Source organism: Streptomyces sp. CRN 30 (genome assembly GCF_034105845.1).
The window spans coordinates 1-25,031 of record NZ_JAVRHI010000202.1 but is presented as its reverse complement, the minus strand read 5'-3'; the positions used below and the strand labels follow the sequence as shown (position 1 = coordinate 25,031).

23 protein-coding genes are annotated in these 25,031 nt (G+C 71.5%); 15 read left to right on the top strand and 8 right to left on the bottom strand.

What is annotated here, in order from left to right; all coding sequences use genetic code 11:
* The first annotated feature begins 278 nt into the window (after positions 1-278).
* Complete coding sequence (locus tag UW392_RS21270; RefSeq protein ID WP_320776644.1) at positions 279-899, top strand: hypothetical protein; 621 nt, start codon at positions 279-281, stop codon at positions 897-899.
* Between the two features lie 73 nt (positions 900-972).
* Here UW392_RS21270 and rarD read toward each other — a convergent pair whose 3' ends face one another.
* Together rarD and UW392_RS21260 are read right to left on the bottom strand one after the other, a co-directional pair.
* Positions 973-2,004: an EamA family transporter RarD gene (rarD, locus tag UW392_RS21265; RefSeq protein ID WP_320776643.1), complete on the bottom strand. Its 1,032-nt coding sequence runs from the start codon at positions 2,002-2,004 to the stop codon at positions 973-975.
* A 115-nt stretch (positions 2,005-2,119) separates the two neighbouring features.
* Positions 2,120-2,974 carry an SDR family oxidoreductase gene (locus tag UW392_RS21260; RefSeq protein WP_320776642.1) on the bottom strand — a complete coding sequence of 285 codons (855 nt, stop codon included), beginning with the start codon at positions 2,972-2,974 and terminating at the stop codon, positions 2,120-2,122.
* A gap of 133 nt (positions 2,975-3,107) precedes the next feature.
* On the opposite strand from UW392_RS21260, the gene UW392_RS21255 reads away from it, so the two are divergent.
* Positions 3,108-3,455, top strand: a complete 348-nt coding sequence (locus tag UW392_RS21255; protein ID WP_320776685.1) for a helix-turn-helix domain-containing protein — start codon at positions 3,108-3,110, stop codon at positions 3,453-3,455.
* Positions 3,456-3,528: 73 nt separating this feature from the next.
* On the opposite strand, the gene UW392_RS21250 is transcribed toward UW392_RS21255, so the two are convergent.
* The 5 genes from UW392_RS21250 to UW392_RS21230 form a co-directional block, all read right to left on the bottom strand.
* A complete protein-coding gene (locus tag UW392_RS21250; RefSeq protein ID WP_320776641.1) occupies positions 3,529-4,608 on the bottom strand; it encodes a 2-oxoacid:ferredoxin oxidoreductase subunit beta in 1,080 nt (359 codons plus the stop codon).
* Entirely contained in the window at positions 4,601-6,541 is a 1,941-nt protein-coding gene (locus UW392_RS21245; protein ID WP_320776640.1) for a 2-oxoacid:acceptor oxidoreductase subunit alpha, read from the bottom strand. The genes UW392_RS21250 and UW392_RS21245 overlap by 8 nt, the downstream gene beginning before the upstream one ends.
* 459 nt (positions 6,542-7,000) lie before the next feature.
* Positions 7,001-7,672 carry a response regulator transcription factor gene (locus tag UW392_RS21240; protein ID WP_320776639.1) on the bottom strand — a complete coding sequence of 224 codons (672 nt, stop codon included), beginning with the start codon at positions 7,670-7,672 and terminating at the stop codon, positions 7,001-7,003.
* A 270-nt stretch (positions 7,673-7,942) separates the two neighbouring features.
* Complete coding sequence (locus UW392_RS21235) at positions 7,943-9,289, bottom strand: sensor histidine kinase (protein ID WP_320776638.1); 1,347 nt, start codon at positions 9,287-9,289, stop codon at positions 7,943-7,945.
* Between the two features lie 240 nt (positions 9,290-9,529).
* On the bottom strand, positions 9,530-10,774 hold the full coding sequence (locus UW392_RS21230; protein WP_320776637.1) for a sensor histidine kinase: 1,245 nt from the start codon (positions 10,772-10,774) through the stop codon (positions 9,530-9,532).
* A gap of 389 nt (positions 10,775-11,163) precedes the next feature.
* Between UW392_RS21230 and UW392_RS21225 the strand changes: the two genes are divergently transcribed.
* The 12 genes from UW392_RS21225 (at position 11,164) to UW392_RS21170 (ending at position 22,997) form a co-directional block, all read left to right on the top strand.
* Entirely contained in the window at positions 11,164-11,586 is a 423-nt protein-coding gene (locus UW392_RS21225; protein ID WP_320776636.1) for an NADH-quinone oxidoreductase subunit A, read from the top strand.
* Positions 11,577-12,368 (top strand): NADH-quinone oxidoreductase subunit B family protein, encoded by a 792-nt coding sequence (locus UW392_RS21220; RefSeq protein ID WP_320776635.1) that lies wholly within the window; start codon positions 11,577-11,579, stop codon positions 12,366-12,368. Before UW392_RS21225 ends, UW392_RS21220 begins: the two co-directional genes overlap by 10 nt.
* Positions 12,365-13,696, top strand: coding sequence for an NADH-quinone oxidoreductase subunit C (locus UW392_RS21215; protein ID WP_320776634.1), 1,332 nt, complete (start codon positions 12,365-12,367; stop codon positions 13,694-13,696). The genes UW392_RS21220 and UW392_RS21215 overlap by 4 nt, the downstream gene beginning before the upstream one ends.
* Positions 13,693-14,661 (top strand): complex I subunit 1 family protein, encoded by a 969-nt coding sequence (locus tag UW392_RS21210; RefSeq protein WP_320776633.1) that lies wholly within the window; start codon positions 13,693-13,695, stop codon positions 14,659-14,661. Before UW392_RS21215 ends, UW392_RS21210 begins: the two co-directional genes overlap by 4 nt.
* A 119-nt stretch (positions 14,662-14,780) precedes the next feature.
* Positions 14,781-15,284: a 4Fe-4S binding protein gene (locus UW392_RS21205; RefSeq protein WP_320776684.1), complete on the top strand. Its 504-nt coding sequence runs from the start codon at positions 14,781-14,783 to the stop codon at positions 15,282-15,284.
* Positions 15,281-15,982: an NADH-quinone oxidoreductase subunit J gene (locus UW392_RS21200; RefSeq protein ID WP_320776632.1), complete on the top strand. Its 702-nt coding sequence runs from the start codon at positions 15,281-15,283 to the stop codon at positions 15,980-15,982. The genes UW392_RS21205 and UW392_RS21200 overlap by 4 nt, the downstream gene beginning before the upstream one ends.
* Positions 15,982-16,398, top strand: coding sequence for an NADH-quinone oxidoreductase subunit NuoK (nuoK, locus tag UW392_RS21195; protein WP_320776631.1), 417 nt, complete (start codon positions 15,982-15,984; stop codon positions 16,396-16,398). The genes UW392_RS21200 and nuoK overlap by 1 nt, the downstream gene beginning before the upstream one ends.
* Entirely contained in the window at positions 16,395-18,386 is a 1,992-nt protein-coding gene (locus UW392_RS21190; protein ID WP_320776630.1) for an NADH-quinone oxidoreductase subunit L, read from the top strand. The genes nuoK and UW392_RS21190 overlap by 4 nt, the downstream gene beginning before the upstream one ends.
* Positions 18,387-18,392: 6 nt before the next feature.
* The gene (locus UW392_RS21185) at positions 18,393-19,991 is read left to right on the top strand and encodes an NADH-quinone oxidoreductase subunit M (protein ID WP_320776629.1); all 1,599 of its coding nucleotides are present in this window, start codon (positions 18,393-18,395) and stop codon (positions 19,989-19,991) included.
* Positions 19,988-21,502: an NADH-quinone oxidoreductase subunit N gene (locus tag UW392_RS21180; protein WP_320776628.1), complete on the top strand. Its 1,515-nt coding sequence runs from the start codon at positions 19,988-19,990 to the stop codon at positions 21,500-21,502. The genes UW392_RS21185 and UW392_RS21180 overlap by 4 nt, the downstream gene beginning before the upstream one ends.
* 242 nt (positions 21,503-21,744) lie before the next feature.
* On the top strand, positions 21,745-22,608 hold the full coding sequence (htpX, locus tag UW392_RS21175; RefSeq protein WP_320776627.1) for a zinc metalloprotease HtpX: 864 nt from the start codon (positions 21,745-21,747) through the stop codon (positions 22,606-22,608).
* The gene (locus tag UW392_RS21170; RefSeq protein WP_320776626.1) at positions 22,605-22,997 is read left to right on the top strand and encodes a YccF domain-containing protein; all 393 of its coding nucleotides are present in this window, start codon (positions 22,605-22,607) and stop codon (positions 22,995-22,997) included. Before htpX ends, UW392_RS21170 begins: the two co-directional genes overlap by 4 nt.
* A gap of 88 nt (positions 22,998-23,085) precedes the next feature.
* Here UW392_RS21170 and UW392_RS21165 read toward each other — a convergent pair whose 3' ends face one another.
* Positions 23,086-24,360 (bottom strand): APC family permease, encoded by a 1,275-nt coding sequence (locus tag UW392_RS21165; protein ID WP_320776625.1) that lies wholly within the window; start codon positions 24,358-24,360, stop codon positions 23,086-23,088.
* A 308-nt stretch (positions 24,361-24,668) separates the two neighbouring features.
* On the opposite strand from UW392_RS21165, the gene UW392_RS21160 reads away from it, so the two are divergent.
* Positions 24,669-24,935 (top strand): GlsB/YeaQ/YmgE family stress response membrane protein, encoded by a 267-nt coding sequence (locus UW392_RS21160; RefSeq protein WP_320776624.1) that lies wholly within the window; start codon positions 24,669-24,671, stop codon positions 24,933-24,935.
* Positions 24,936-25,031 lie beyond the last annotated feature (96 nt).

Sequence of the window (25,031 nt, the reverse complement as noted above, 5' to 3'; positions counted from 1 at the left end):
CCGAGGCCCGAGGCCCGAGGCCCGAGGCCTTGGGACGAGCCTGTGACGTCGCGGTGACGCGCGGAGTGGGGGTGACCGGAGAGACTCGAGTGTGGAAGGCGACGCCGACACCGATGCTGAGGGAGGGAACGATGACTCGACTCAGCCGCGCATGGAAGCGCGAACAGCAGCGGGGACATCCACGGGCGGGCGACGGCCCGCTGCCGGAACCCGGTCCGACTACGGCTCCGGCTGCCGGGCCGACTACCGCTCCGGTGGCAGCTCCGACTCCTGCTCCGATGCCCGCCTCCGGGCCGTACGCCGTACCGGAGTGCATGATCGACCCGGGTCGTCGGCAGGCGCCGATACGGGAGTTCGCGGTCGCCGAGACGGTGATGGGCGGTACCGACGCGGACGGTAAGGCTGCGCCCGGACCGCTCGCGGAGCCGGTCGCCCGCATCAACGAGGCCGTCAGGGCGGGCCGGACGGCGGAGGCCGTGGAGCTGGCCGGGACGACCACGGACCAGGCGGCACGGATGTATGGCCAGGACCACCCCGAGGTGCTGGGACTGCGCGAGCTGACCGCGTACATAGCCTATTTGGCCGACGATCCGCTCCGGTCCTTCCGCCTCTCGCTGGACCTCGCCCGGATCCGCCACCGCCAGCACGATCCGCGCGCCGCGTACGGGAACGTGCAGAGCGCGGCCGCGGCCTGGCGTGCCGTCCGCGACCCGCTGCAGGGCCTGTGCCTCGGCCAGGAACTGCTCGGCGTGTGGGACGGTCTCGCGGCCGGCGCGGGTCCCGCGGCCGACGACATCGGGCAGCTGGAATCGGCGCGCACCCGCATGGGCCGTCTCGCCGCACGCGCGCGGGCACGGCACGAGGAGGACCGCGGGGGCGCTACGGCGCCGCAGCGCTGAGATCGAAGCTGCACCCTCGAGCCTGCCTCCGACCCTTGAGCCCTCCCGACCCTCCGACCTACGTGCCTCCGACCTACGGCTTGGCGTTCAGCGCTCCGGGAGCCGTACCGGAGGCCGTGTGTGCAGGCACCTCAACCGCCTCAACCGCCGCATCCGCACCCCCGGCCCCCCGCGCCGCGTCGGCGGCCTCGGCGGCCTCGGCGAGTGTCCGGGCCGTACGCCGCGCGGTGCGCAACGCGTCCCAGGTCAGCAGGGCCAGCGCGAGCCAGACGAGCGCGAAGCCCGCCCAGCGCTCCGGCGGCATGGCCTCGTGGAAGTAGAAGATGCCCAGCAGGAACTGGAAGACCGGCGCCAGGTACTGCAGGAGTCCCAGAGTGGACAGCGGCACGCGGATGGCGGCCGCGCCGAAGCAGACGAGCGGCAGCGCGGTCACGACACCGGTCGCGGCGAGCAGCGCGGCGTGCCCCGCCCCCTCGGTGCCGAAGGTGGAACGGTCCTGCGAGCCCAGCCACAGCAGATAGGCCAGCGCGGGCAGGAACTGGACGGCGGTCTCGGCGGCGAGCGACTCGACCCCGCCGAGGTTGACCTTCTTCTTCACCAGGCCGTACGCGGCGAAGGAGAAGGCCAGGCAGAGGGAGATCCACGGCGGCTCGCCGTAGCCGAAGGCGAGGACCAGGACGGCGGTGAGGCCGACGCCGACCGCGGCCCACTGCACGGGCCGCAGCCTTTCCTTGAGCAGCAGCACGCCGAGGGCGATCGTCACCAGCGGGTTGATGAAGTACCCGAGTGACGCCTCGACCACGTGTCCCGCGTTGACCGCCCAGATGTAGACGCCCCAGTTGACGGTGATCACCGTGGCCGCGATCGTCACCAGGCCCAGCTTGCGCGGCTGCCGCAGCAGTTCGCCGGCCCAGGCCCAGCGGCGCAGCACCAGCAGGGCGATGCCGACGAGGACGAGGGACCAGACCATGCGGTGGGCCAGGATCTCGGCGGCGCCGGACGGCTTCAGCAGGGGCCAGAAAAGGGGGACGATTCCCCACATTCCGTACGCGGCGAAACCGTTCAGCAGGCCTGTTCGGTGTTCTCGCTTCGACTGCCCGGTCAACGGATCCTCCTTGTCGCCGGCCCGCGGCTGCGCGCGGCCGGGACGACGGTATCGCCGCGGGCCCCCACCTGTCATGCCCGTATCGCCATACGGTCATGACAGGCGGTAGCAGTCGTCAGTTCTTGAGCGCCGCGGCGATGGAGTCGGCGATCGGCGTGGTCGGGCGGCCGATGAGCCGGGACAGGTCGCCGCTGGTGCCGGCCAGCTCGCCCTTCGCGAGGGAGGCGTCCACGCCCGCCAGGATCCGGGCGAACGGCTCGGGCAGCCCCGCGCCGGTCAGGATGGAGACGTAGGTCTCCACGGGCACCGGGTTGTAGGTGATCTCCTTGCCGGTCTGCCTGCTCAGCTCGGCGGCGTACTCGTCGAAGCTCCAGGCGGTGTCACCGCTCAGCTCGTACGTATTGCCCTCGTGCCCCTCGCCGGTCAGGACCGCGACGGCGGCGGCCGCGTAGTCGGCGCGCGCGGCGGAGGCGACCCGGCCCTCGCCGGCGGCCTGGACGACGGCGCCGTGCTCTAGGGCGGGGGCGAGCTGCTCGGTGTAGTTCTCGTTGTACCAGCCGTTGCGCAGCAGCGCGTACGGCAGCCCGGACGCCGACAGGAGCTCCTCGGTGCCCTTGTGGTCGTCAGCGAGCGCGGCAGTGAGGGTGCCGGGCGCGCTGGTGTAGGCGAGGAGCGCCACACCGGCCGCCTTGGCGGCGTCGATCACGGTGCGGTGCTGGGCGACGCGGTCCTTGTCGGCCTCGCTGCCCGAGATGAGCAGCACCTTGTCGCCGGCCGAGAGGACGCCGTCGAAGGATGCGGGGTCCTCGTAGTCCGCGACCGCGATCCGGACACCGCGGGCGGCGAGGTCGGCGGCCTTCTCGCGGTTCCGTACGACGGCGGTGATCTGCTCGGCCGGGACCTTCTCCAGCAGGCCCTCGACGACGAAACGGCCGAGGTTGCCGGTGGCTCCGGTGACGACGATGCTCATGGTCAGACAACTCCTTGTGGGTGGCTCGGCCACTCACTCTAGGAGGAGCACTAACTTCTGGAAAGTACCCACTTTGAAGTAAGGTACTACTGTGCGAGTGAGTACTCCGGATGCCGCCCAGGCGCGTGAGGCGATGTGCCCCTACCGCCTGGTCCTCGAACATGTCACGAGCCGCTGGGGCGTGCTGATCCTGATCGCGCTCCTGGACCGCCCGCACCGCTTCAGCGAGCTGCGCCGGGCGATCGGCAGGGTCAGTGAGAAGATGCTGGCGCAGACGCTGCAGACCCTGGAGCGTGACGGCCTCGTCCACCGCGACGCCAAGCCGGTGATCCCGCCCCGGGTCGACTACTCGCTGACGGACCTGGGCCGGGAGGCGGCCGAACAGGTCCGCGATCTGGCGAACTGGACGCAGGACCGGATGGGCGAGGTGCGAAAGGCACGGGAGGCGTACGACGCTGACGCGGCGCGACGCGACCGATGAACAGGGCCGGGTGCCGTACGGAGCGGTCCGTACGGCACCCGGCCCTGTCGGCGGAGACGTTGTCCCACGACCGTTACCCCACGACCGTCCAGGTGTCCCCGCCCGCCAGCAGCGCGGCCAGGTCTCCCTTGCCGTTCTGCTCGATGGCGGTGTCCAGCTGGTCGGCCATCTGCGCGTCGTACACCGGCCGGTCCACGGCGCGCAGGACCCCGATCGGCGTGTGGTGCAGGGTGTCCGGGTCGGCCAGGCGGGACAGGGCGAACGCCGTCGTCGGGGACGGGGCGTGCGCGTCGTGCACCAGTACCTGTGACTCGTTCTGCGGGGTCACCGTGACCACCTTCAGATCGCCGGTCGTCCGGTCCCGCACGACGCCCTTGGCCGAGTCGGTGCCGAAACGGATCGGCCGGCCGTGCTCCAGCCGGATCACGGCCTCCTCGGCCTGCTGCTTGTCCTTCAGGACCTCGAAGGCGCCGTCGTTGAAGATGTTGCAGTTCTGGTAGATCTCCACCAGCGCCGTGCCGGGGTGCGCCGCGGCCTGCCGCAGTACCTCGGTGAGGTGCTTGCGGTCGGAGTCCACGGTCCGTGCCACGAAGGACGCCTCGGCGCCGATCGCCAGCGACACCGGATTGAAGGGCGCGTCCAGCGAGCCCATCGGCGTCGACTTCGTGATCTTCCCGACCTCCGACGTGGGCGAGTACTGGCCCTTCGTCAACCCGTAGATCCGGTTGTTGAACAGCAGGATCTTGAGGTTGACGTTCCGCCGCAGGGCGTGGATCAGGTGGTTGCCGCCGATGGACAGCGCATCGCCGTCACCCGTCACGACCCACACGCTCAGGTCCCGGCGCGAGGAGGCCAGGCCCGTGGCGATGGCCGGGGCGCGGCCGTGGATGGAGTGCATGCCGTAGGTGTTCATGTAGTACGGGAACCGGGACGAGCAGCCGATGCCCGAGACGAAGACGATGTTCTCCTTGGCGAGGCCCAGCTCGGGCATGAAACCCTGCACCGCCGCGAGGATCGCGTAGTCACCGCAGCCGGGGCACCAGCGCACTTCCTGGTCGGACTTGAAGTCCTTCATGGACTGCCTGGCCTCGGCCTTGGGCACCAGCGAGAGTGCCTCGATCGTGCCGGTCCCTTCCCTGGACGTCTCAGCCATCGATGGCCTCCTTGAGAGCCGTGGCGAGCTGTTCGGCCTTGAACGGCATGCCGTTGACCTGGTTGTAGGACTGGGCGTCCACCAGGTACTTCGCACGGATCAGCGCGGCGAGCTGACCGAGGTTCATCTCGGGGACCACCACCTTGTCGTACCCCTCCAGCACCGCCCCGAGGTTGCGCGGGAAGGGGTTGAGGTGGCGCAGGTGTGCCTGGGCGACGGACTCCCCGACCGCGCGCAGTCGCCGTACCGCCGCGGTGATCGGCCCGTAGGTCGAACCCCAGCCGAGCACCAGGGTCCTGGCCCGGTGGGGGTCGTCGACGGCGAGGTCGGGCACCTCGACACCGTCGATCTTGGCCTGGCGGGTGCGGACCATGAAGTCGTGGTTGGCGGGGTCGTAGGAGATGTTGCCGGTGCCGTCCTGCTTCTCGATGCCGCCGATGCGGTGCTCCAGGCCCGGGGTGCCGGGGATGGCCCAGGGGCGGGCCAGGGTCTCGGGGTCGCGCTGGTAGGGCCGGAACTCCGCGCGGCCGTCGTCCGTCGTGTGGTTCGGGCCCTGCGCGAACTGCACCCGCAGGTCGGGAAGTTCCTCCAGGTCCGGGACGCGCCAGGGTTCGGAGCCGTTGGCCAGGTAGCCGTCGGACAGCAGGAACACCGGGGTGCGGTAGGCCAGCGCGATACGGGCCGCCTCCAGCGCCGCGTAGAAGCAGTCGGCCGGGGTGCGGGCGGCCACCACCGGCACCGGGGCCTCGCCGTTGCGCCCGTACATCGCCTGCAGCAGGTCGGCCTGTTCCGTCTTGGTCGGCAGTCCGGTGGAGGGGCCGCCGCGCTGGATGTCCACGATCAGCAGCGGCAGTTCCAGGGAGACCGCCAGCCCGATGGTCTCGCTCTTGAGCGCCACTCCCGGCCCGGAGGTGGTGGTCACCGCCAGCGACCCGCCGAAGGCGGCGCCCAGCGCGGCACCGATGCCGGCGATCTCGTCCTCGGCCTGGAAGGTGCGCACCCCGAAGTTCTTGTGCCGGCTCAGCTCGTGCAGGATGTCGGAGGCCGGCGTGATCGGGTAGGAGCCCAGGTAGAGCGGCAGATCGGCCTGGCGGGCGGCGGCGATCAGCCCGTACGACAGCGCCAGGTTCCCGGAGATGTTGCGGTAGGTGCCCACCGGGAAGGCCTGCGTGGCCGGCGCCACCTGGTAGGAGACCGCGAAGTCCTCGGTGGTCTCACCGAAGTTCCACCCCGCGCGGAACGCGGCGATGTTGGCCGCCGCGATGTCCGGCTTCTTGGCGAACTTCGCGCGCAGGAACCGCTCGGTGCCCTCGGTGGGCCGGTGGTACATCCACGACAACAGGCCCAGCGCGAACATGTTCTTGCTGCGCTCGGCCTCCTTGCGGCTGAGGTCGAACTCCTTCAGCGCCTCCACGGTCAGCGTGGTCAGCGGCACCGGATGGAGGCTGTAGCCCGCGAGGGAACCGTCCTCCAGCGGGCTGGTGTCGTAGCCGACCTTCTGCAGCGCCCGCCGGGTGAACTCGTCGGTGTTGACGATGATCTCCGCACCGCGTGGCAGATCGGCGAGGTTGGCCTTCAGGGCCGCCGGGTTCATGGCGACCAGCACGTCCGGCGCGTCACCGGGGGTGAGGATGTCGTGGTCGGCGAAGTGCAGCTGGAAGGAGGAGACGCCGGGCAGGGTGCCGGCGGGGGCGCGGATCTCGGCGGGAAAGTTCGGCAGCGTCGACAGGTCGTTGCCGAAGGACGCGGTCTCGGAGGTGAAACGGTCGCCCGTGAGCTGCATACCGTCACCCGAGTCACCCGCGAAACGGATGATCACCCGGTCCAGCCGGCGGACGTCCTTCGCGCCTGCCGGATCGCGCTGCTCTCCCACGACGGCTTGGTCGGCCTGCTCTCCTGGCTGCTCCTCTGGACTGCTGACCTGGCTGGTCACTGAACTGGACCTCCTTCGAGGCGGCTGCCGGGGAGCGGCCCTCCCACTGGCCTTCCCACGGTCAACCCTACGTCCGTAAGGGTCGACTTCCCCTGGATGTTCGCATAATGGACACGACTCTGAGACTGCCCGGCACCCGGACTTGTCACGATTTACTCGCCCCCCAATGCTCCTTAGAAGACGCTCAGTGCTCATCCTGCGGTTCTGCGCCCGACGGCTGCCGGGTGGCTGACGCATGCGGCGACCGGTACGGCCGGCGGTCACCGGCACGACCGGAGCGACCGGCGACGGCGACGACCGGTGCGGCCGGCACCGACCGGTGCGGCCGGCACCGACCGGCGCGACCGGCGCCGACCGGGGCGATCGGTACCGACTGACCTGACCAACGCCGGCCGGGCCGGTCGGTACCGACCGGCTTGACCAACGTCGATCGACACAGACTGACACGGTGTCAGTTCATCACGAGTTCAGATAGGTCAACACTGCCAGGACACGCCGGTGATCCCCGTCGCTCGGTGACAGGCCCAGCTTGAGGAAGATGTTGCTGACGTGCTTCTCGACGGCTCCGTCGCTCACCACGAGCTGCCGGGCGATGGCCGAGTTGGTACGCCCCTCGGCCATGAGTCCCAGCACTTCCCGCTCCCTCGGGGTGAGTCCCGCGAGCACGTCCTGCTTGCGGCTGCGGCCGAGCAGCTGCGCGACCACCTCCGGGTCCAACGCGGTGCCTCCACGGGCCACTCGCACCACCGCGTCGACGAACTCACGGACTTCGGCTACCCGGTCCTTCAGCAGATAGCCGACTCCGCGACTGGATCCGGCGAGCAACTCGGTGGCGTACTGCTCCTCCACGTACTGCGACAGCACCAGCACCCCCAGACCGGGGTGGTGCCGGCGCAACCGCACCGCGGCTCTGACACCCTCGTCCGTGTGGGTCGGAGGCATGCGCACGTCCGCGACGACCACGTCCGGCAGCTCGTCCTGCGCGGCCAGCTCAGTGATCGTCTTGATCAGTGCCTCGCCGTCCCCCACACCCGCCACGACCTCGTGTCCACGGTCGGTCAACAGCCGCGTCAGCCCCTCCCTCAGCAGCACCGAATCCTCGGCGATGATCACCCGCACCTTGTTCTCCACGCTCTTCGGCCCCCGCGCCCTGTGTGTCCGATGTCTCCCGGCACATCAGTATCCCGCGATCCGCCGTCCCCCAAGGGGGCCTGTGGATAACTCACCCGATCCCGCGGGCCGCGGGCGGCGGGGAGGGGGGCGGGGGCAGGGGCGGGGGTGGGGCGGAGGGGGCACGAACCGCGCCACGGGAAAGGGGTACAACCAGTGCCCTCCGGTCGTACGAGCCATAGGGGCCCGTACGGCCGGAGGGCACGACCAGGCCCAGGACGGGCCTACGGGCTACTTCATGCGCCAGGGCAGCTCCGCCGTCACCCGAGTGGGCCCGCCCTGCGGTGAGTCCACCACCAGGATTCCGTCGACCGCGTCCAATCGCTCGGCCAGCCCCGCCAGCCCGGAGCCGCCGGACGCCTCCGCGCCGCCCACCCCGTCATCCATGACCTGGAGCATCAGCCGGTCGTCCACCCTCCACACGTCCACGGTCGCCCGGCCGGCCCGTGCGTGCTTGCTGATGTTCTGGAGGAGCTCCGACACGGTGAAGTACGCGATCCCCTCGATCGCCGGCACCGGCCGGGCCGGCAGGTCGACGTCCACCTGCACCGGCACAGCGCACCGCGACGCCACCGCGGACAGTGCCGCGTCCAGCCCCCGGTCGGTCAGCACCGCCGGATGGATCCCCCGCGCCAGGTCCCGCAACTCCTGCAGTGCCGTCTTCACCTCACCGTGCGCCTCGTCCACCATGCGCGCCGCCGCGTCCGGGTCCTCCGTCAGCTTCTCCTTCGCCAGCCCCAGATCCATGGCCAGCGCCACCAGCCGGGCCTGCGCGCCGTCGTGCAGGTCGCGCTCGATGCGCCGCAGGTCGGCGGCGGCGGTGTCGACGACGGCCCCCCGGTCCGACTCCAGCTCCACCACGCGGGTGGCCAGCCGGGACGGCCCCAGCAGTCCCTGCACCAGCAGCCGGTCCACCATCGTCAGCGCGCGCACGATCCACGGCGTGGCCAGCGTGAACAGCAGCCCGATCCCCGCGGTCACGGTGATCTCGAAGGGGTTGTCCAGGTACACGCTGTGCGAGTCGTCGCCGTACAGCTGCAGACCGCCCTGTCCCGCCCACATCGGGAAGACCCAGAACCAGAGCGGGTACGTCAGCATCGCCCACCCGGTCACCCACAGGCTCAACGCCACCGAGAACGCGAACACGGCCCACGGGAAGTGCAGGAACGCGTACAGCAGGTGCCGCCACGAGGTACCGCTCCTGAGGACGGCGCCCATCCACGCCACGGCACCCGACCGCTTCATCCGCAGCGGCTCCGGATCGGCCACCGTCACGCCCAGCAGCCCGCGGGCCCGCGTCCGCTCCAGCATGCCGAACGCCCGGCAGCCGGCCAGCGCGGCGGCCAGCACCGGTATCCCGAGGAAGGTGACCAGCAGGCCCGCGCCGAGCGAGACCATGGTCACGGCGTACGTGAACATCACGATCGCGATCGGCAGGCTCAGCAGCACATAGGCCAGCTCCCCCCAGCTACGCGCCTCGAAGGGTGCCCGCAGTCCCGCGGGGAGCCGGTGCCGTCGCTCCTCGATCACCTCGGAGCCGCCCCAGTTCCCGTACCCGTGTCCATACTCCGTGGCCATCGTTGCCGTCCGTTTCTCCTCTGACCCGCACCCGGAACACCCGGAACTCACCCATGGGGTCTCTGATGCCGTCGGGACCGTTCGGACCGTCGCGGTCCGTCGGGACCGTCGTCGGAACCTCTTGATGCGTCGGGACCGCCGTGATGCGTCGGAACCTTCGTGGTTCGTCGGGTTCCACGATGCCGGTGCCGCGGCCGACGGACCATGGAGTCCATCGGCGTCTTGGGCCGGGGGTTATCCCTACCCTCTCCCTTCGCCCTCCCGGTTCCGCCAGGGCAGTTCCGCCGTGACCGTGGTCGGGCCGCCCACCGGCGAGTCGACGACGAACAGGCCGTCCACCGCGCCCAGCCGGTCCGCGAGTCCGGCCATGCCCGTACCGCCGTCGAGGCTCGCGCCGCCGCGCCCGTCGTCCCGGACCTGGACGAGGAGCCGGTCGTCCGCGCGCCACACGTCCACGGCGGCGGAGCGGGCCCCACTGTGCTTGCTGACGTTCTGCAGCAGCTCGGAGACCGTGAAGTACGCGATGCCCTCGACGGCGGCGGCCGGCCGCGTCCTCAGGTCGACGCTCACCTTCACGGACGCCGTACAACGGGACGCCACCGCGGACAACGCCGCGTCGAGCCCCCGGTCGGTCAGTACCGCCGGGTGGATCCCGCGCGCGAGGTCCCGCAGTTCCTGGAGCGCCAGCTTCACCTCGCCGTGCGCCTCCTCGACCATCGTCGCCGCCGCGTCGGGGTCCTCGAGCAGCTTCTCCTTCGCCAGCCCGAGCCCCATGGCGAGATTGACCAGCCGGGCCTGCGCGCCGTCGTGCAGGTCGCGCTCGATGCGCCGCAGGTCGGCGGCGGCGGTGTCGACGACGGTCCCCCGGTCCGACTCCAGCTCCGCGATACGGCGCTCCAGTTCCTCGGAGGGGGACAGCAGGGCACGCACCATGGCCCGGTCCACGTGCGTCAGCCCGCGCGCTATGTACGGCAGTACCGGCCACAGCACGAACAGTGAAACCAGGGTGACAACGAACGTCACGACACTCCACGGCAGCCGCGTGAGCTCGTAGAGCATCGTGCGCCAGCCCACCGGGTCCTTCACGGCCAACCACACCCGTGTGACGAATCCACCGCGCCCGCGCAACGGCAGCGGGCTCGGCTCGTCCACCCGCAGCCCGAGCAGCACCCGGGCCCGCGCCCGCTCCAGCTTCCCCAGCTGCCGGGCGCCCATCAGCGCGGCCGCGAGGAGCGGGAAGCCGATCACGGTCACCGTCAGGGACGCACTCGTGGACAGCGTGGCCACCACGTACGTGAACCCGAGCAGCGTCACGGGCAGGTTGGCGAGGAGGTGCGCGATCTCCTTCCAGGTCTGCGTGTCGAACGCCGGCCGGGCGGGCGGCAGCGGAGCGGACACCGCCCGGCCGGAAGGCAACCGGCGCCCGTGCACCGGGTCCTGCTGGCGGTCGGTCTGGGCGGAGTCGGCGGAGAGCGCAGCGGTCATGCCCCACAGCGTGCCCGTCCGCCCTCGGCCGCGCCATGAGGCGGACCGCCGGGACGTCCTGGGGAAAACCCCACCCGGCCCCACCGCCATGGCATCCGGATGCCGGGCCGTGACGGGATGCTTACCGTCTCTTTAGCAGGGCCTAGACTCCCGTGCGTACAGATCGTCGAACAGGGCGCACCAGGGTGCGGGACCGGCGGCCCGGTCGTGCGGTGCCGCACCGGACGTACCAGGTGCACGACACGCATGTACGCCAGTACACGCACGTACGCATGTACGCGTGTGGACATGTGTGCGCCGGTGCACGCGGGTCGCGGGTGCCCACAGGCCGCAGCTACCCAGCGGTCGCAGACGGACGGGACCACTAGATCAGGGAGCGAGGGTCGGACGTGCCGGAACCGACGGTGGTCACCGCGGTCGCGGAGCGCGGAACCGTGGTCGCGGCGGACTACTTCCAGTCCTATTCGGTGGTCGGACTGCTCGCCGTGGTCGGCGTGCTGTTCGTCGCCGTCGCCTTCGGGGCGGGCCGCCTGCTGCGCCCGGTGGTGCCCACACCCGAGAAGCTCATGACGTACGAGTGCGGGGTCGACCCCGTCGGCGAGGGCTGGGCGCACACCCAGGTCCGCTACTACGTCTACGCGTTCCTGTACGTGATCTTCGCCGTCGACTCGATCTTCCTGTTCCCCTGGGCCACGGTCTTCGCCGAGCCCGGCTACGGCGCGACGACCCTCGTGGAGATGTTCATCTTCCTGGGCTTCCTCGCCGTGGGCCTGCTGTACGCATACAAGAAGGGCGTCCTCGCATGGACGTGACCCCCTCCATCCACTCCACGATCTCCAGCTCCGCGACCTCCGGTTCCACCACTTCCGGTTCCACCACTTCCACTTCCGGAGCGCCCGAGCCGGTACCGCTGCCCGAGCCGAAGCGCCTGGGTGCGCTCTCCCGCCTCGCCCCCGAGCCGATGAAGGTGGTCCTGAACTGGGGCCGCCGCTACTCGCTCTGGGTCTTCAACTTCGGCCTCGCCTGCTGCGCCATCGAGTTCATCGCCGCGTCGATGTCCCGGCACGACTTCATCCGCCTCGGCGTGATCCCGTTCGCCCCCGGTCCGCGCCAGTCCGACCTGATGGTCGTGTCCGGCACGGTCACGGACAAGATGGCGCCCGCCGTCAAACGCCTGTACGAGCAGATGCCGGAGCCGAAGTACGTCATCTCGTTCGGCGCCTGCAGCAACTGCGGCGGCCCCTACTGGGACTCGTACTCCGTCACCAAGGGCGTCGACCAGATCATCCCCGTCGATGTGTACGTCCCCGGCTGCCCGCCCCGCCCGGAGGCACTGCTCCAGGGCATCCTGAAGCTCCAGGAGAAGATCGCGCGCGAGTCCCTGGCGGAGCGGTACGGCAACGGGAGCGGCGCACGCCCGTCGACGGGCGCCCTCCAGAGCGACCTCGTACGACCGCCGTCCGGGCCGTCCGTGCCGTCCGTGCCGTCAACGGCGACTGACGGGGGCACCGGACGGGCAGCCGAGGACGCTCCCGATGCGGCCGGTGACTCCGCCGCGTCCGGTGGCCCCGCCACGGGGGAGGCCGACCGGTGACCGGCTGGCTGCCCGCACCCGTCGAGGAACTCTTCGGCCCGGACGCCACGGCCGAGGAGTCCTACGGCGTCCTCACCGTGGACGTCCCGTCCGCAGGTTGGACGGAGGCCCTGCGCACGGCCCACGCGAGGCTGGGCTGCACGTACTTCGACTGGCTCAGCGCGGTCGACGAACCCGGCACGGGCTTCCGGGTCTCGGCACACGTGGTGGTCCTCTCCCCGGTGCGCCGTCTGCTCCTGCGCACCACGGTGCCGCACGAGAACCCGGTCCTGCCTTCGGCCGTCGACGTCTACGCGGGCGCGGCCTGGCACGAACGCGAGACCCACGAGATGTTCGGTGTGACCTTCCAGGGCCACCCCGGACTCGATCCGCTCCTGCTGCCCGAGAACTTCGAGGGCCACCCGCTGCGCAAGGACTTCGTCCTGGCGGCACGGGTCGCGAAGGCGTGGCCGGGCGCCAAGGAACCGGGCGAGTCGGACTCCGGTGGCCCCAAGCGCCGCCAGATGCTGCCCCCCGGCGTCCCGGACCCCAACGAGTGGGGCCCCCTGAAGGGCCAGCTCCCACCGGCCCCGGCCCGTGGAGCCCGCACCGCCCGGACTGCCGGAGCCGCCGGAGACCGCCCGGTCCGCCGCACCCGTACGGCAGCCGAGGGCTCGGCCGGCCAGACCGGCCCCACCACCGACACGGCCCCCACGCGCCGCACCCGCACCGCGAGCGGGGGTTCGGCCAGTCAGCGTGCCGGGGACGCGGGGGCGCCGGAGGCCGCGGTGCCCTCCGAGCCGACGCAGCCGTCCCCGGGCCCGCGCCGCACCCGCACCGCGAGTGGAGGTTCGGCCAGTCAGCGGGCCGAAAGCGCAGGCTCACCGGGGAGCGGGCCGTCGGCCGAGCCGGCGCCCCCGGCCGGGCCCCGCCGTACGCGCAGTGCCTCGGGCGGCTCGGCGAGCCAGCGCGCGGCTTCCGGCCCGCGCGAACCCTCGCCCCGGACCGAGCACTCCGGCCCGCAGGCATCCACCGCACCCCGCAGCGCGGACGCCCCCTGGCACCACGCCCGTCCCGCCTTCGACGAGCCGCAGGCGGAGCCACAGCCGACCGAGGGCACCGGCCTCGAGCCGACTCCGCAGACTCCGCAGACACAGCCCCAACAGCCAGCAACGTCCCCCGTCCCCGACCCCAGCCCGGACCCTTCAGAGCCGTCTGACCAGCCCAACCCGTCTGATCAGCCCGGCCCGCCCGACCCGTCCGACCCGTCCGACTCCGACCCCTCCGCCCCCGCGTTTCCGGACCCCGCCCGTTCGGACCCCGACACTCCCGCAGGAGGCGCGCAGTGAACGACGTTCTCGACGTCGCCCTGCGACTGCTCCTGGTCTTCGTCGTCTTCCTCGCCCTTCCCCTGATCGTGGGTCAGACCGAGCACAAGGTCATGGCCCACATGCAGGGTCGTCTCGGCCCCATGTACGCCGGTGGCTTCCACGGCTGGGCCCAGCTCGTCGCCGACGGCGTCAAGTTCGCGCAGAAGGAGGACGTCGTCCCCGCGGGCGCGGACCGCCGTATCTTCCAGCTCGCTCCCGCGGTCTCCCTCCTCCCGTACCTCCTGGTCCTCCTCGTCATCCCCGTCGGCCCGGGCGAGGGCGCGGTGGGCCAGGTCGTCGACGCGGGTGTCTTCTTCGTGCTGGCCGTCATGGGCGTCGGTGTCCTCGGCTCGCTCATGGCGGGCTGGGCCTCCGCCAACAAGTTCTCCCTCCTCGGTGGCCTCCGCACGGCCGCCCAGCTCCTCGCCTACGAGCTCCCCATGCTCCTCGCCGCCGCCTCCGTCGCCATGGCGGCCGGCACCGTCTCCCTCCCGGGCATCGTCGACGCCTTCGAGTGGTGGTGGCTGCCCTGGCAGATCGTCGGCGCGGTCGTCTTCTTCGTCGCCGGACTCGCCGAACTGCAGCGCCCGCCGTTCGACATGCCGGTCGCCGACTCGGAGATCATCTTCGGCGCGTACACGGAGTACACCGGTCTCCGTTTCGCGCTCTTCCTCCTCGCGGAATACGCCGGGATCGTCATCCTGTGCGGCCTGACCGCCGTCCTCTTCCTGGGCGGCTGGCACGGCCCCTGGGGCGCCGACGGCCTCGGCTGGGTCTGGACCCTGCTGAAGACCGCCGTGCTCGCCTTCGTCGTCATCTGGCTGCGCGTCACCTACCCCCGGCTCCGCGAGGACCAGTTGCAGAAGCTGTCCTGGACCCTCCTCGTCCCGCTCGCCCTCGCCCAGATCGCCCTCACCGGCGTCGTCAAGGTGGTGAACCAGTAACCATGTCCCGCCCGTCGCCCGATCACCACGCCTCCGCCTCGACTACGCCCGCCGAGCGGCCCCGCCGGCCGATCCCCGGATCCGGCCTGGCCAAGGGCCTGGCCGTCACCCTGCGCACGATGACGAAGAAGACCGTCACCGAGCAGTACCCGGAGGTCCAGCCCCACCTCCCGCCCCGTACCCGCGGAGTGATCGGCCTCTTCGAGGAGAACTGCACGGTCTGCATGCTGTGCGCCCGCGAGTGCCCGGACTGGTGCATCTACATCGACTCCCACAAGGAGACGGTCCCTCCCGCCGCCCCGGGCGGCCGGGAGCGCAGCCGCAACGTCCTCGACCGCTTCGCCATCGACTTCTCCCTCTGCATGTACTGCGGTATCTGCATCGAGGTCTGCCCCTTCGACGCCCTCTTCTGGTCCCCGGAGTTCGAGTACGCCGAGACCGACATCCGCGACCTCACCCACGAGCGCGACAAGCTCCGTGAGTGGATGTGGACGGTGCCGGCCCCGCCCGCCCTCGACTCCGGCGCGGAGGAGCCGAAAGAGTACGCCGCCGCCCGCAAGAGTGCCGAGAAGCTCGCCGCCCGGCAGCAGACGGACCGGCCGCGGCAGGAGGGCCGGGAATGACCCCCGCAGTGACCGCCGTCCTCGCCCAGGTGCAGACCCAAGTGCAGGCGCAGGCTCAGGCACGGACCCAGGTCGAAACCCAGGGCTTCCTCTCGCCGACCGGTGTGGAGATCGCCTTCCTCCTCGTCGGCCTGGTCACCTTCGGCGCCGCCGTCGTCACCGTCACCACCCGGCAGCTGGTGCACGCCGCACTGTGGCTCGTGGTGGCCCTCGGCGGCCTCGCCGTCGAGTACCTCCTGCTCACCGCCGAGTTCATCGCCTGGGTGCAGGTCCTCATCTACGTCGGTTCCGTCGTCGTCCTCCTCCTGTTCGGCCTGATGCTCACCAGGGCCCCGATCGGCCGCTCGCCGGACGCCGACTCCGGCAACCGCTGGGCAGCCCTCGCCGTGGCCGTCGCCTCGGCCGCGGCCCTGGTCTGGGTCGTCGTCGACGCGTTCCGCACGACCTGGATCGATCTGGACGGTCCCGCCGAGGGTTCCACCGAGGTGACCGGTGAGGCCCTCTTCCAGAACTGGGTCCTCCCGTTCGAGGCCCTCTCCGTCCTCCTCCTCGCTGCCCTCGTCGGCGCGATCGTCCTGTCCCGCAAGGCGAGGACCGGCCCCTCCACCCCTTCGTCCTCCGACCGGCTCGCCTCGACCACCGACCGGCCTCCGTCCGCCTCCGACGGGCAGCCCCCGTCCCAGGAAGGAGCCCGCTGATGCACCTCGCCTATCCCGCCGTGCTGTCCGCCCTCCTCTTCTGCACCGGTCTGTACGGAGTCCTGGCCCGCCGCAACGCGATCCTGGTCCTGATGTCGGTCGAGCTCATGCTCAACGCCGTCAACCTGAACCTCGTCGCCTTCGACGTCTGGCTCAGCAGGGCCGCCGTGGAGACCCTGCACTCCGGCCAGGCACTCACCCTGTTCACCATCGCCATCGCCGCCGCCGAGATCGGCATCGGTCTGGCGATCGTCCTCGCCGTCCACCGCAACCGCGGCACCTCGGACATCGACAAGCTCCGCGACACCGCCGAGGGCCACGAGCCCGACGGACCCGACGGTGACGGCCCGGACAGCGACACCCCCGCAACCCCCGCGACCGGGGCGGCCGCCGAGAAGGCCGAGGCCACCGCGTGACCACGACCACCCTCGCCGTCCTCGTCCCCCTCCTCCCGTTCCTGGGCGCCGTCGCCGGTCTCCTCCTGGGACGTACGGCCCCCGGCTTCGTCCGCCCCCTCGCCGTCCTGCCGACCCTCACGGCCCTCGTCCTCGCCGCGCTGGTCGCCGCACGCCAGGGTGGCGGCCGGGCCGTCGACGCCGCCACGGAACTCACACCCACCGGCTCGGTCCCCATCGAGCTCGCCCTGTACGTCGACGGCTTCGCCGCGCTCGTCGCCGTCCTGGTCGGCCTGGTCGCCACCTGCGTGCAGATCTACTCGACGGGCTACCTGCGCGACGACCCGCGCTACCCCTCGTACGCCGCCCTCGTCTCCCTCTTCACCTCCGCGATGCTGCTCGTCGTCTACTCGGGCGACCTGATGGTGCTGCTGGTCGGCTGGGAGATCATGGGCATCTGCTCCTACTTCCTGGTCGGCCACTACTGGGAGACCGCGGAGGCCCGCGCCGCCTCGATCAAGGCATTCCTCGTCACCAAGCTCGGCGACGTCCCGTTCCTCATCGGTCTGTTCGCGCTCGCCGTGGACGCCGGGTCCTTCCGCGTCACGACCGTCCTGGACACGGTCGCGACCGGCGGACTCGACCACCCGACCCTGATCGCCCTGCTGCTCCTCGCCGGCGTGGCGGGCAAGTCGGCGCAGTTCCCGCTGCACACCTGGCTGCCCGACGCGATGGCGGGACCCACGCCCGTCTCCGCGCTGATCCACGCCGCGACGATGGTCGCCGCCGGTGTCTACTTCATCGCCCGGCTCCTCCCGGTCTTCGCCGCCTCCGCGGCGGCCCTGGTCGTCCTCGCCGTCATGGCCGCGGTCACGATGGCCGGCTCGGCCCTCGCCGCGCTCGCCCAGGACGACATCAAGCGCGTCCTCGCGTACTCGACGATCGGCCAGCTCGGCTACATGACCGGCGCCCTCGCCGTCGGCGACCGCGGCGCCGCCGTCTTCCACCTCCTGTCGCACGGCGCCTTCAAGGCACTGCTGTTCCTCGCCGCCGGCGTGATCATCAACGCGGCCGGCACCAACTCGCTGGCCGCCCTGTCCCGGATGAAGGACCTGCGCGCCCGCGTTCCCGACGCCTACTGGACGACGACCGTGGCGCTCCTCGCCCTGGCCGCGGTCCCGCCCTTCAGCGGCTTCTTCTCCAAGGAGGCCGTCCTCGGCGCCGCCGAGCACGCGGCCACCGGCCACGCCGAGCACGTACCGGCCGCCGCCGGCTGGACCGTACTCGTCGCGGGCCTGCTCACAGCCCTCCTCACCGCCGCCTACGCCACCCGCCTGTGGCTGCTCGCCTTCCGCGGCCACGGAGCCGAGGCCCCCGACCACGGCAGGCAGCCGGTCGCCATGAACGCCGTGCTCTGGCTGCTCACGGTCCCCTCGATCGCCTTCGGCCTGGCCACTGGGGTGCTGCCCGACTGGTTGGACGGCCGGTCCCTGACCCCGGCCCTCACCACCTCCGTCCTCGGCACGGGCCTCGCCCTTGTCGGCGGCCTCGTCACGTACGGCACCTGGCGGCACACCACCGCGCTCGCGGCCAGAGTCCCGCTGGGCGCGGTCGCCGCCCACCCTGGGGCCGACGCGGGCGAGGTCGAGGCCGAGGCGATCGCGAGCCACACGCCCGCCTACGGCAACGTGGCCTCCGCCCCCGACCCGGCCGACCCGGGCCGACTGCTGCTCGGCCCGCTGCACCGGCCCGCGGCCGCGGGCTTCCACCTCGACGCCGTGTACGCGGCCCTCTTCGTCCGCCCGGTCCAGGGCGCGGCACGGGTCGTCCGCTTCCTCGACCGCGAGGTCGTCGACACCTACGTACGCGGCGCCAGCGCCGTACCCCGCCTGCTCGGCGCCGCCGTCCGGCGCGCCCAGACCGGCAATGTGCAGACCTATGTGAGCGCGCTGCTCGCCGGCACCGTCGTCCTGGTGGTCGCCGTCCTCCTCGTCGCCACGGGAGCGTGAGCAGGCGTGATCGATATCAGCGAGTCCGTGATGCAGTTCCTTCTGGCGTTGATCGTCGTCGGCCCGCTCCTCGGAGCCGTCGCCGCCCTCCTGCCGGCCCCGCCCGGACTGAAGGGGAAGTCACCCGAGCAGGCCGTGCTCCGCCACGGCGTGACCGTGACCGGCGCGATCCTCGCCGCCGTGATCGTCCTGGCGCTCGGCTTCGACCACGACCAGCCGTCGAGGATGCAGGCGAGCACGGACATCAGCTGGATCCCCGCGCTCGACGTGCGCATCCACCTGGGCGTCGACGGCATTTCCCTCCCCCTCCTGGTCCTGACCGCGCTGCTGACCTTCCTCTGCGCGCTGTACTCCTACTTCAGGCAGCGGCACCACCCGCTGACGCCGTCCCCGAAGGCCTTCGTCGCGCTGCTGCTCCTCCTCGAGTCCGGCACCCTCGCGACCTTCGCCGTCCTCGACCTGCTGCTGTTCTTCCTCGCCTTCGAGATGGTGCTCATCCCGATGTACTTCCTCATTGCCCGGTGGGGCGGTGCACAGCGCACCCGGGCCGCCTGGAAGTTCATCCTCTACACACTGCTCGGTTCCGTGATCATGCTGCTGGGCCTGCTCCTGATCGGACTCGGAGCGGGCACGTTCGACATGGTGGCACTCGCCACTGACAACGGCCGGTCGCTCACCACGTCCGTGCAGGTCACCGCGGTCCTCGCGATCGGGATCGGGCTCGCGGTCAAGACGCCGATGTGGCCGTTGCACAGCTGGCTGCCGGACGCCCACACCGCCGCGCCGACGGTCGGCTCGGTCCTGCTGGCCGGAGTCCTGCTCAAGATGGGCACCTACGGGTTCGTCCGCATCCTGCTGCCGGCCGCGCCCGACGGCTTCCGCACCTTCGCGCCGTACCTCGCCGCCTTCGCGGTCGTCGGCGTCATCTACGGGTCGCTGGCCTGCCTCGCCCTCGCCAGGCAGGGCGCGAAGGGCGACCTCAAGCGCCTGATCGCCTACTCCTCCGTCGGCCACATGGGCTTCGTGCTGCTCGGCATCGCCACCATGACCCCGACCGGCGTGAACGGCGCGCTCTTCGCGAACGTCGCCCACGGCCTCATCACCGGACTCCTGTTCTTCCTGGTCGGCGCGGTCAAGGACCGCACCGGCACGACCGACCTCGACACCCTCGCCCAGCGGACCGGCGCCGCCCTCTACGGCAGGGCACCGCGCCTCGGCGGACTGTTCGCCTTCGCGGCCGTGGCCTCGCTCGGACTGCCGGGCCTCGCCGGGTTCTGGGGCGAGATGCTGGCGCTGTTCGGCGCGTTCCGGCCCGCCGAGGGCCTCAGCCGCCCGGCCTTCCTCACCTTCATGGCGATCGGCGCGTTCGGCACCCTGCTCACCGCCGCGTACCTGCTCGTCGTCGTGCGACGCGTCTGCATGGGGGCCCGGCCGACGGAGGCGGAGGCGCGCCGCGGGGCCGAGCTCACCGACGTACAGACGTACGAGTTCGCGGCCTGGACCCCGCTCGTCGTGCTCACCGTCCTCGCCGGCCTCTGGCCCGCGGTACTCCTCGGCCTGACCGACCCGGCCGTGCAGCAGCTCCTCGCAGGAGGCACCCGATGAGCTCCCCGGTCCAGTCCGTGGTCCAGTCCGTCGACTGGCTCACGATCGCGCCGCCCACCCTCACCGCGGTCGTGGGACTCGTCGTGCTCGTCGCGGACCTGTTCGTGGGCGAGCGCGGGAAGGCCCTGCTCGGCTGGGTGTCGGTCGCCGGCCTCGCCGTCTCCTTGCTCGCCCTGCTGCCGCTGCGGGACGGAGACCGCTCCACTTTCTGCCTCGCCGGTGACGCGAACGCCTGCAGCTACACCGCGGACCGGTTCGCGCTCGTCATCCAGTTCCTCGTGCTCGGCGGTGCCCTCCTCGCGGCCCTCATGTCGACGACCGCGCTGAAGGACGCCCGCGGTGGGCTGCCCGAGGGGGAGTTCTGGTTCCTGCTGCTGTCGTCCGCCGCGGGCGCCGCCCTCCTGCCCGCGGCCCGCGACCTCGCGACCCTCGTGGTCGCCCTGGAGGTCGCCTCCCTGCCCGCCTTCGCCCTGGTCGGCCTCCGGTACGGCGACAGGCGCTCCTCCGAGGCGGCCCTGAAGTTCTTCCTGTCCTCGGTCACGGCGACCGCCGTGAGCCTCCTGGGCATCAGCTTCGTGTACGCCGCGACAGGCACCCTCCACCTCACCGAGATCGCCGGCCGCATCCAGGACGTCGACGGACAGCTGGAGACGCTCACCCAGGCCGGCGTCGTGCTCACACTCGTCGGTTTCGCCTTCAAGACGGCCGCAGTGCCCTTCCACTTCTGGGTGCCCGACACCTACGTGGGCGCGCCGCTCCCGGTGGCCGCCTACCTGTCGGTCGTCGGCAAGGCGGTCGGCTTCTCCGGACTGATCCTGGTCACCGTCGTCGCCCTCCCGTCGTACGCCTCGGTCTGGGGGCCGGCGCTCGCCGTCCTGGCCGCCCTCACCATGACCGTCGGCAATGTCGGAGCCCTCCGCCAGCAGCCCACGCGCGCGTACAGCGCGGTACGGCTCCTCGCCTGGTCCTCCGTCGGCCAGGCGGGCTACCTCCTCGTCCCGATCGCGGCGGCCGCGTACTCCGACGACGGCGAGCGGTCGATCGGCTCCACCGTCGCCTACGCGCTGATGTACGCCGCCGTGAACCTAGGGGCCTTCGCCGTGGCCGCCCTGGTGGCCCGTACGAAGCCCCTGAACCGCGTCAGCGACTACCGCGGCCTGCACGCCTCCGCACCCGTCACCGCCCTGCTCCTGGGCTTCTTCCTGCTCTGCCTCGCCGGACTGCCCCCGGGCGTCATCGGGCTCTTCGCCAAGGTGACCGTGTTCTCGGCCGCCGTCGACGCGGGCCTCGGCTGGCTCGCCGTGGTCATGGCGGTCAATGTCGTCATCGCCCTCTTCTACTACCTCCAATGGACGGCCCTGCTGTTCCGGGCGCCCGAGGGTGCGCCCGGAAAGCACCGCGCGACGGCCCCGCTGACGGCGGCGATCGCGCTCACCGGAGTCCTGGGCATCGCCCTCTCCGCAGCACCCCAGCTCGTCCTGCGCTTCGCCGCCGGAAGCGGCCTCTTCTGAGCCACTGACCGCATTCACGCGCGCGCGTGGGGAACCCGCACCGTTGCGCGCGGGAGGCGTCCCTCCGGCCGCCACGGCCGCCTCGGTCACCCGGGGCGGCGGAGCGGGCGCCCCGGCGCGCACCAGGGAACTAGTCCCTCCCGCCGGGCGTTCACCAGGAGAGAGGGGCCGATCGAGAAGTGGCGTCAACACATCCGTAAGCAAGCAAGGGTTCCCCTGCCGCACGACTTGGAGGGCGTACCGTGCACCGCCGGCACAACGGGCTCAAGACCGCCGTACTCCTGGGCGGACTGTCCGCACTCATCATCGTCATCGGCAGCTTCTTCGGACGCATGGGTCTCGTCATCGCGCTCCTCGTCGCGATCGGCACGAACGCGTACGCGTACTGGAACAGCGACAAGCTGGCTCTACGCGCGATGCGGGCCCGCCCGGTGAGCGAGTTCGAGGCCCCCGCCCTGTACCGCATGGTGCGCGAGCTCTCCACCCAGGCCCGCCAGCCGATGCCCCGCCTGTACATCTCCCCGACGGACGCGCCGAACGCGTTCGCGACGGGCCGCAACCCGCGCAACGCCGCCGTGTGCTGCACCGACGGCATCCTGCGCCTCCTGGACGAGCGTGAGCTGCGCGGCGTGATCGGCCATGAACTCAGCCACGTCTACAACCGCGACATCCTGATCTCCTCGGTGGCCGGCGCCCTGGCTTCAGTGATCATGTTCCTGGTGAACTTCGCCTGGCTGATCCCCATCGGCCGCTCGAACGACGACGACGGTCCCGGTCTCCTCGGCATGCTGATGATCATGCTCCTGGGCCCCATCGCCGCGACCGTGATCCAGCTCGCCATCAGCCGTTCCAGGGAGTACGAGGCGGACTCCTCCGGGGCCCAGCTGACCGGCGACCCCCTGGCCCTCGCGAGCGCCCTGCGCAAGCTCGAAGCGGGCACCAAGCAGCTCCCGTTGCCCCCGGAGCCCCGCATCGAGACCGCGAGCCACATGATGATCGCCAACCCCTTCCGCCCGGGCCAGGGACTGTCCAAGATGTTCTCGACGCACCCGCCGATGGCGGAACGCATCGCCCGGCTCGAGCAGATGGCAGGTCGCCACCAGTGAAGACAATCCTGAACATCGTCTGGCTCGTCCTCAGCGGCTTCTGGCTGTTCCTCGGCTACATGCTCGCCGGTGTGCTGCTGTGCATCACGATCATCGGCATCCCGTTCGGCATCGCAGCCTTCCGCATCGGGATCTACGCCCTCTGGCCCTTCGGATACACCGCGGTCGAACGCCGCGGCGCCGGTGCGCCCTCCTGCGTCGGCAACGTGCTGTGGCTGGTCCTTGCCGGCTGGTGGCTGGCGCTCGGCCACATCGCCACGGGCATAGCCCTGTGCGTCACGATCATCGGCATCCCCCTGGGTATCGCCAACTTCAAGCTGATACCGGTCTCCCTGCTGCCCCTGGGCCGCGAGATCGTGCGCACGGACCAGCCGTTCGCCCAGCGCTGACAGCGAGGGCGACGCGGGGCGGACCGCTCACGCAGGGCAGAAGCGCTCAGCCCGTTCCTGTCCGCCCCCGCCCCCCGCCCGGCCCCTGTCACTGCTCCCGCCTCCGCGCCGTCCGCCACCGACGTACCCCGTACGCGGCCGCCCCGATGGCCAGGACGGCCGCGCCCACGGCGACCGACACGCCCGGCAGCGCGAACGCCAGCACCACGCAGCCGACCAGTCCCACCGCCGGCACGATCCGCGCAGCAGGTGCCGGACTCAGCGTCCAGGCCGCCGCGTTGGCGATGGCGTAGTACGCGAGTACACCGAACGACGAGAAACCGATCGCGCCCCGCACATCGACGGTGGCGGCCAGTGTGGCGACGACCGCGCCGACAGCCAGCTCCGCCCTGTGCGGTACCTGGGAGCGAGGGTGCACGGCGGCCAGCACCCCCGGAAGATGACGGTCGCGAGCCATGGCCAGGGCCGTCCGCGAGACCCCCAGGACGAGCGTCAGCAGCGCACCGAGCGCGGCCACGGCGGCACCGACCCGCACCACGGGCACGAGCTCCGGGACACCGGCGGCCCGCACGGCGTCGGCCAGCGGTGCCGAGGCGTTGCCGAGCCCGCCCGGCCCGAGCACCGACAGGGCGGCGACGGCCACAGCCACGTAGACCACCAGCGTGATGCCGAGAGCCAGCGCGATCGCGCGCGGAACGGTACGTGCCGGGTCACGTACCTCCTCGCCCAGGGTGGCGATCCGCGCGTACCCGGCGAACGCGAAGAACAGCAGGCCGGCGGCCTGGAGCACGCCACCCGCCCCCGACGGGAGCCCGAGCTCGAGGCCGGGGCCGGGCCCCCCGGCGTCGGCCGCGGCGGACCGCAGGCACACGATCACGACGACGGCGAGGACCATCAGGACGACGACCACGATCACCCGGGTCAGCCGGGCCGACTTCTGTACACCGCCGTAGTTCACCGCGGTCAGCGCCACCACGGCCGCGACGGCGACGGAGTGGGCCTGCTCCGGCCAGACGTACGCACCCACGGTCAGCGCCATCGCCGCGCACGAGGCCGTCTTGCCGACCACGAACGACCAGCCCGCCAGGTAGCCCCAGAACTCGCCGAGCCGCTCGCGCCCGTACACGTACGTGCCGCCGGACCGGGGGTGGACGACGGCCAGCCGCGCCGAGGACATGGCGTTGCAGTAGGCCACCACGGCAGCCGCCCCGAGAGCGAGGAGGAGCCCGGACGCCGCCGCACGCGCGGCCGGCCCCAGGACGACGAAGACGCCCGCGCCGACCATCGAGCCGAGACCGACGACCACCGCGTCCCCGAGCCCGAGCGTCCGCCGCAGGCTGTCTTCCGAGCCGGACTGTGTCATGCGCCGCACCCTACTGATCAGCGGAACCGGCGAGAACGGCACAGGCGTCCTCACCGATAACAGGACATCAACGAACGAGCCTTCGACGACGTCGACAACGCCGACAACGCCGACGACTTCGCCGATCGCGACGCATAAGCAGCAAGACGTCGACGAACGAGTCGCCGACAGCACGACACAGGCACACGAAAGGCGCCGTACGGCCACGGAGACCCCTGCGACGGGAGCAGTCTCCCTGACATGTGTGGACACAGCCTGGCCGGAGCAGGAACAGAGCGCGGGCACAGAGGGAAGGGCAGGTTCAGGGCATGGGCATCATCGGCTGGATCATTCTGGGACTGTTGGCCGGGGCCATCGCCAAGTTCCTGCTGCCGGGCCGCGACCCGGGCGGCATCATCGGTACGACCCTCATCGGCATCGCGGGCGCGTTCATCGGCGGCTGGATCTCCGCCCGCTGGCTGGACCGCCCCATCTCCGAGGAGTTCTACGACGGAGCCACCTGGGTCGCCGCCATCGGCGGTTCCCTCGTGCTGCTGATCGCCTACCGCCTTCTCTTCGGCCACTCGCGCCGCTGATCACATGCACCGCATCGGCTGCACCGCACCCGCGGTCGGCGGGTGAGACGGCATGGGCCGGCCCGGCGCCCGAGGCGCCGGGCCGGCCCATGCCGT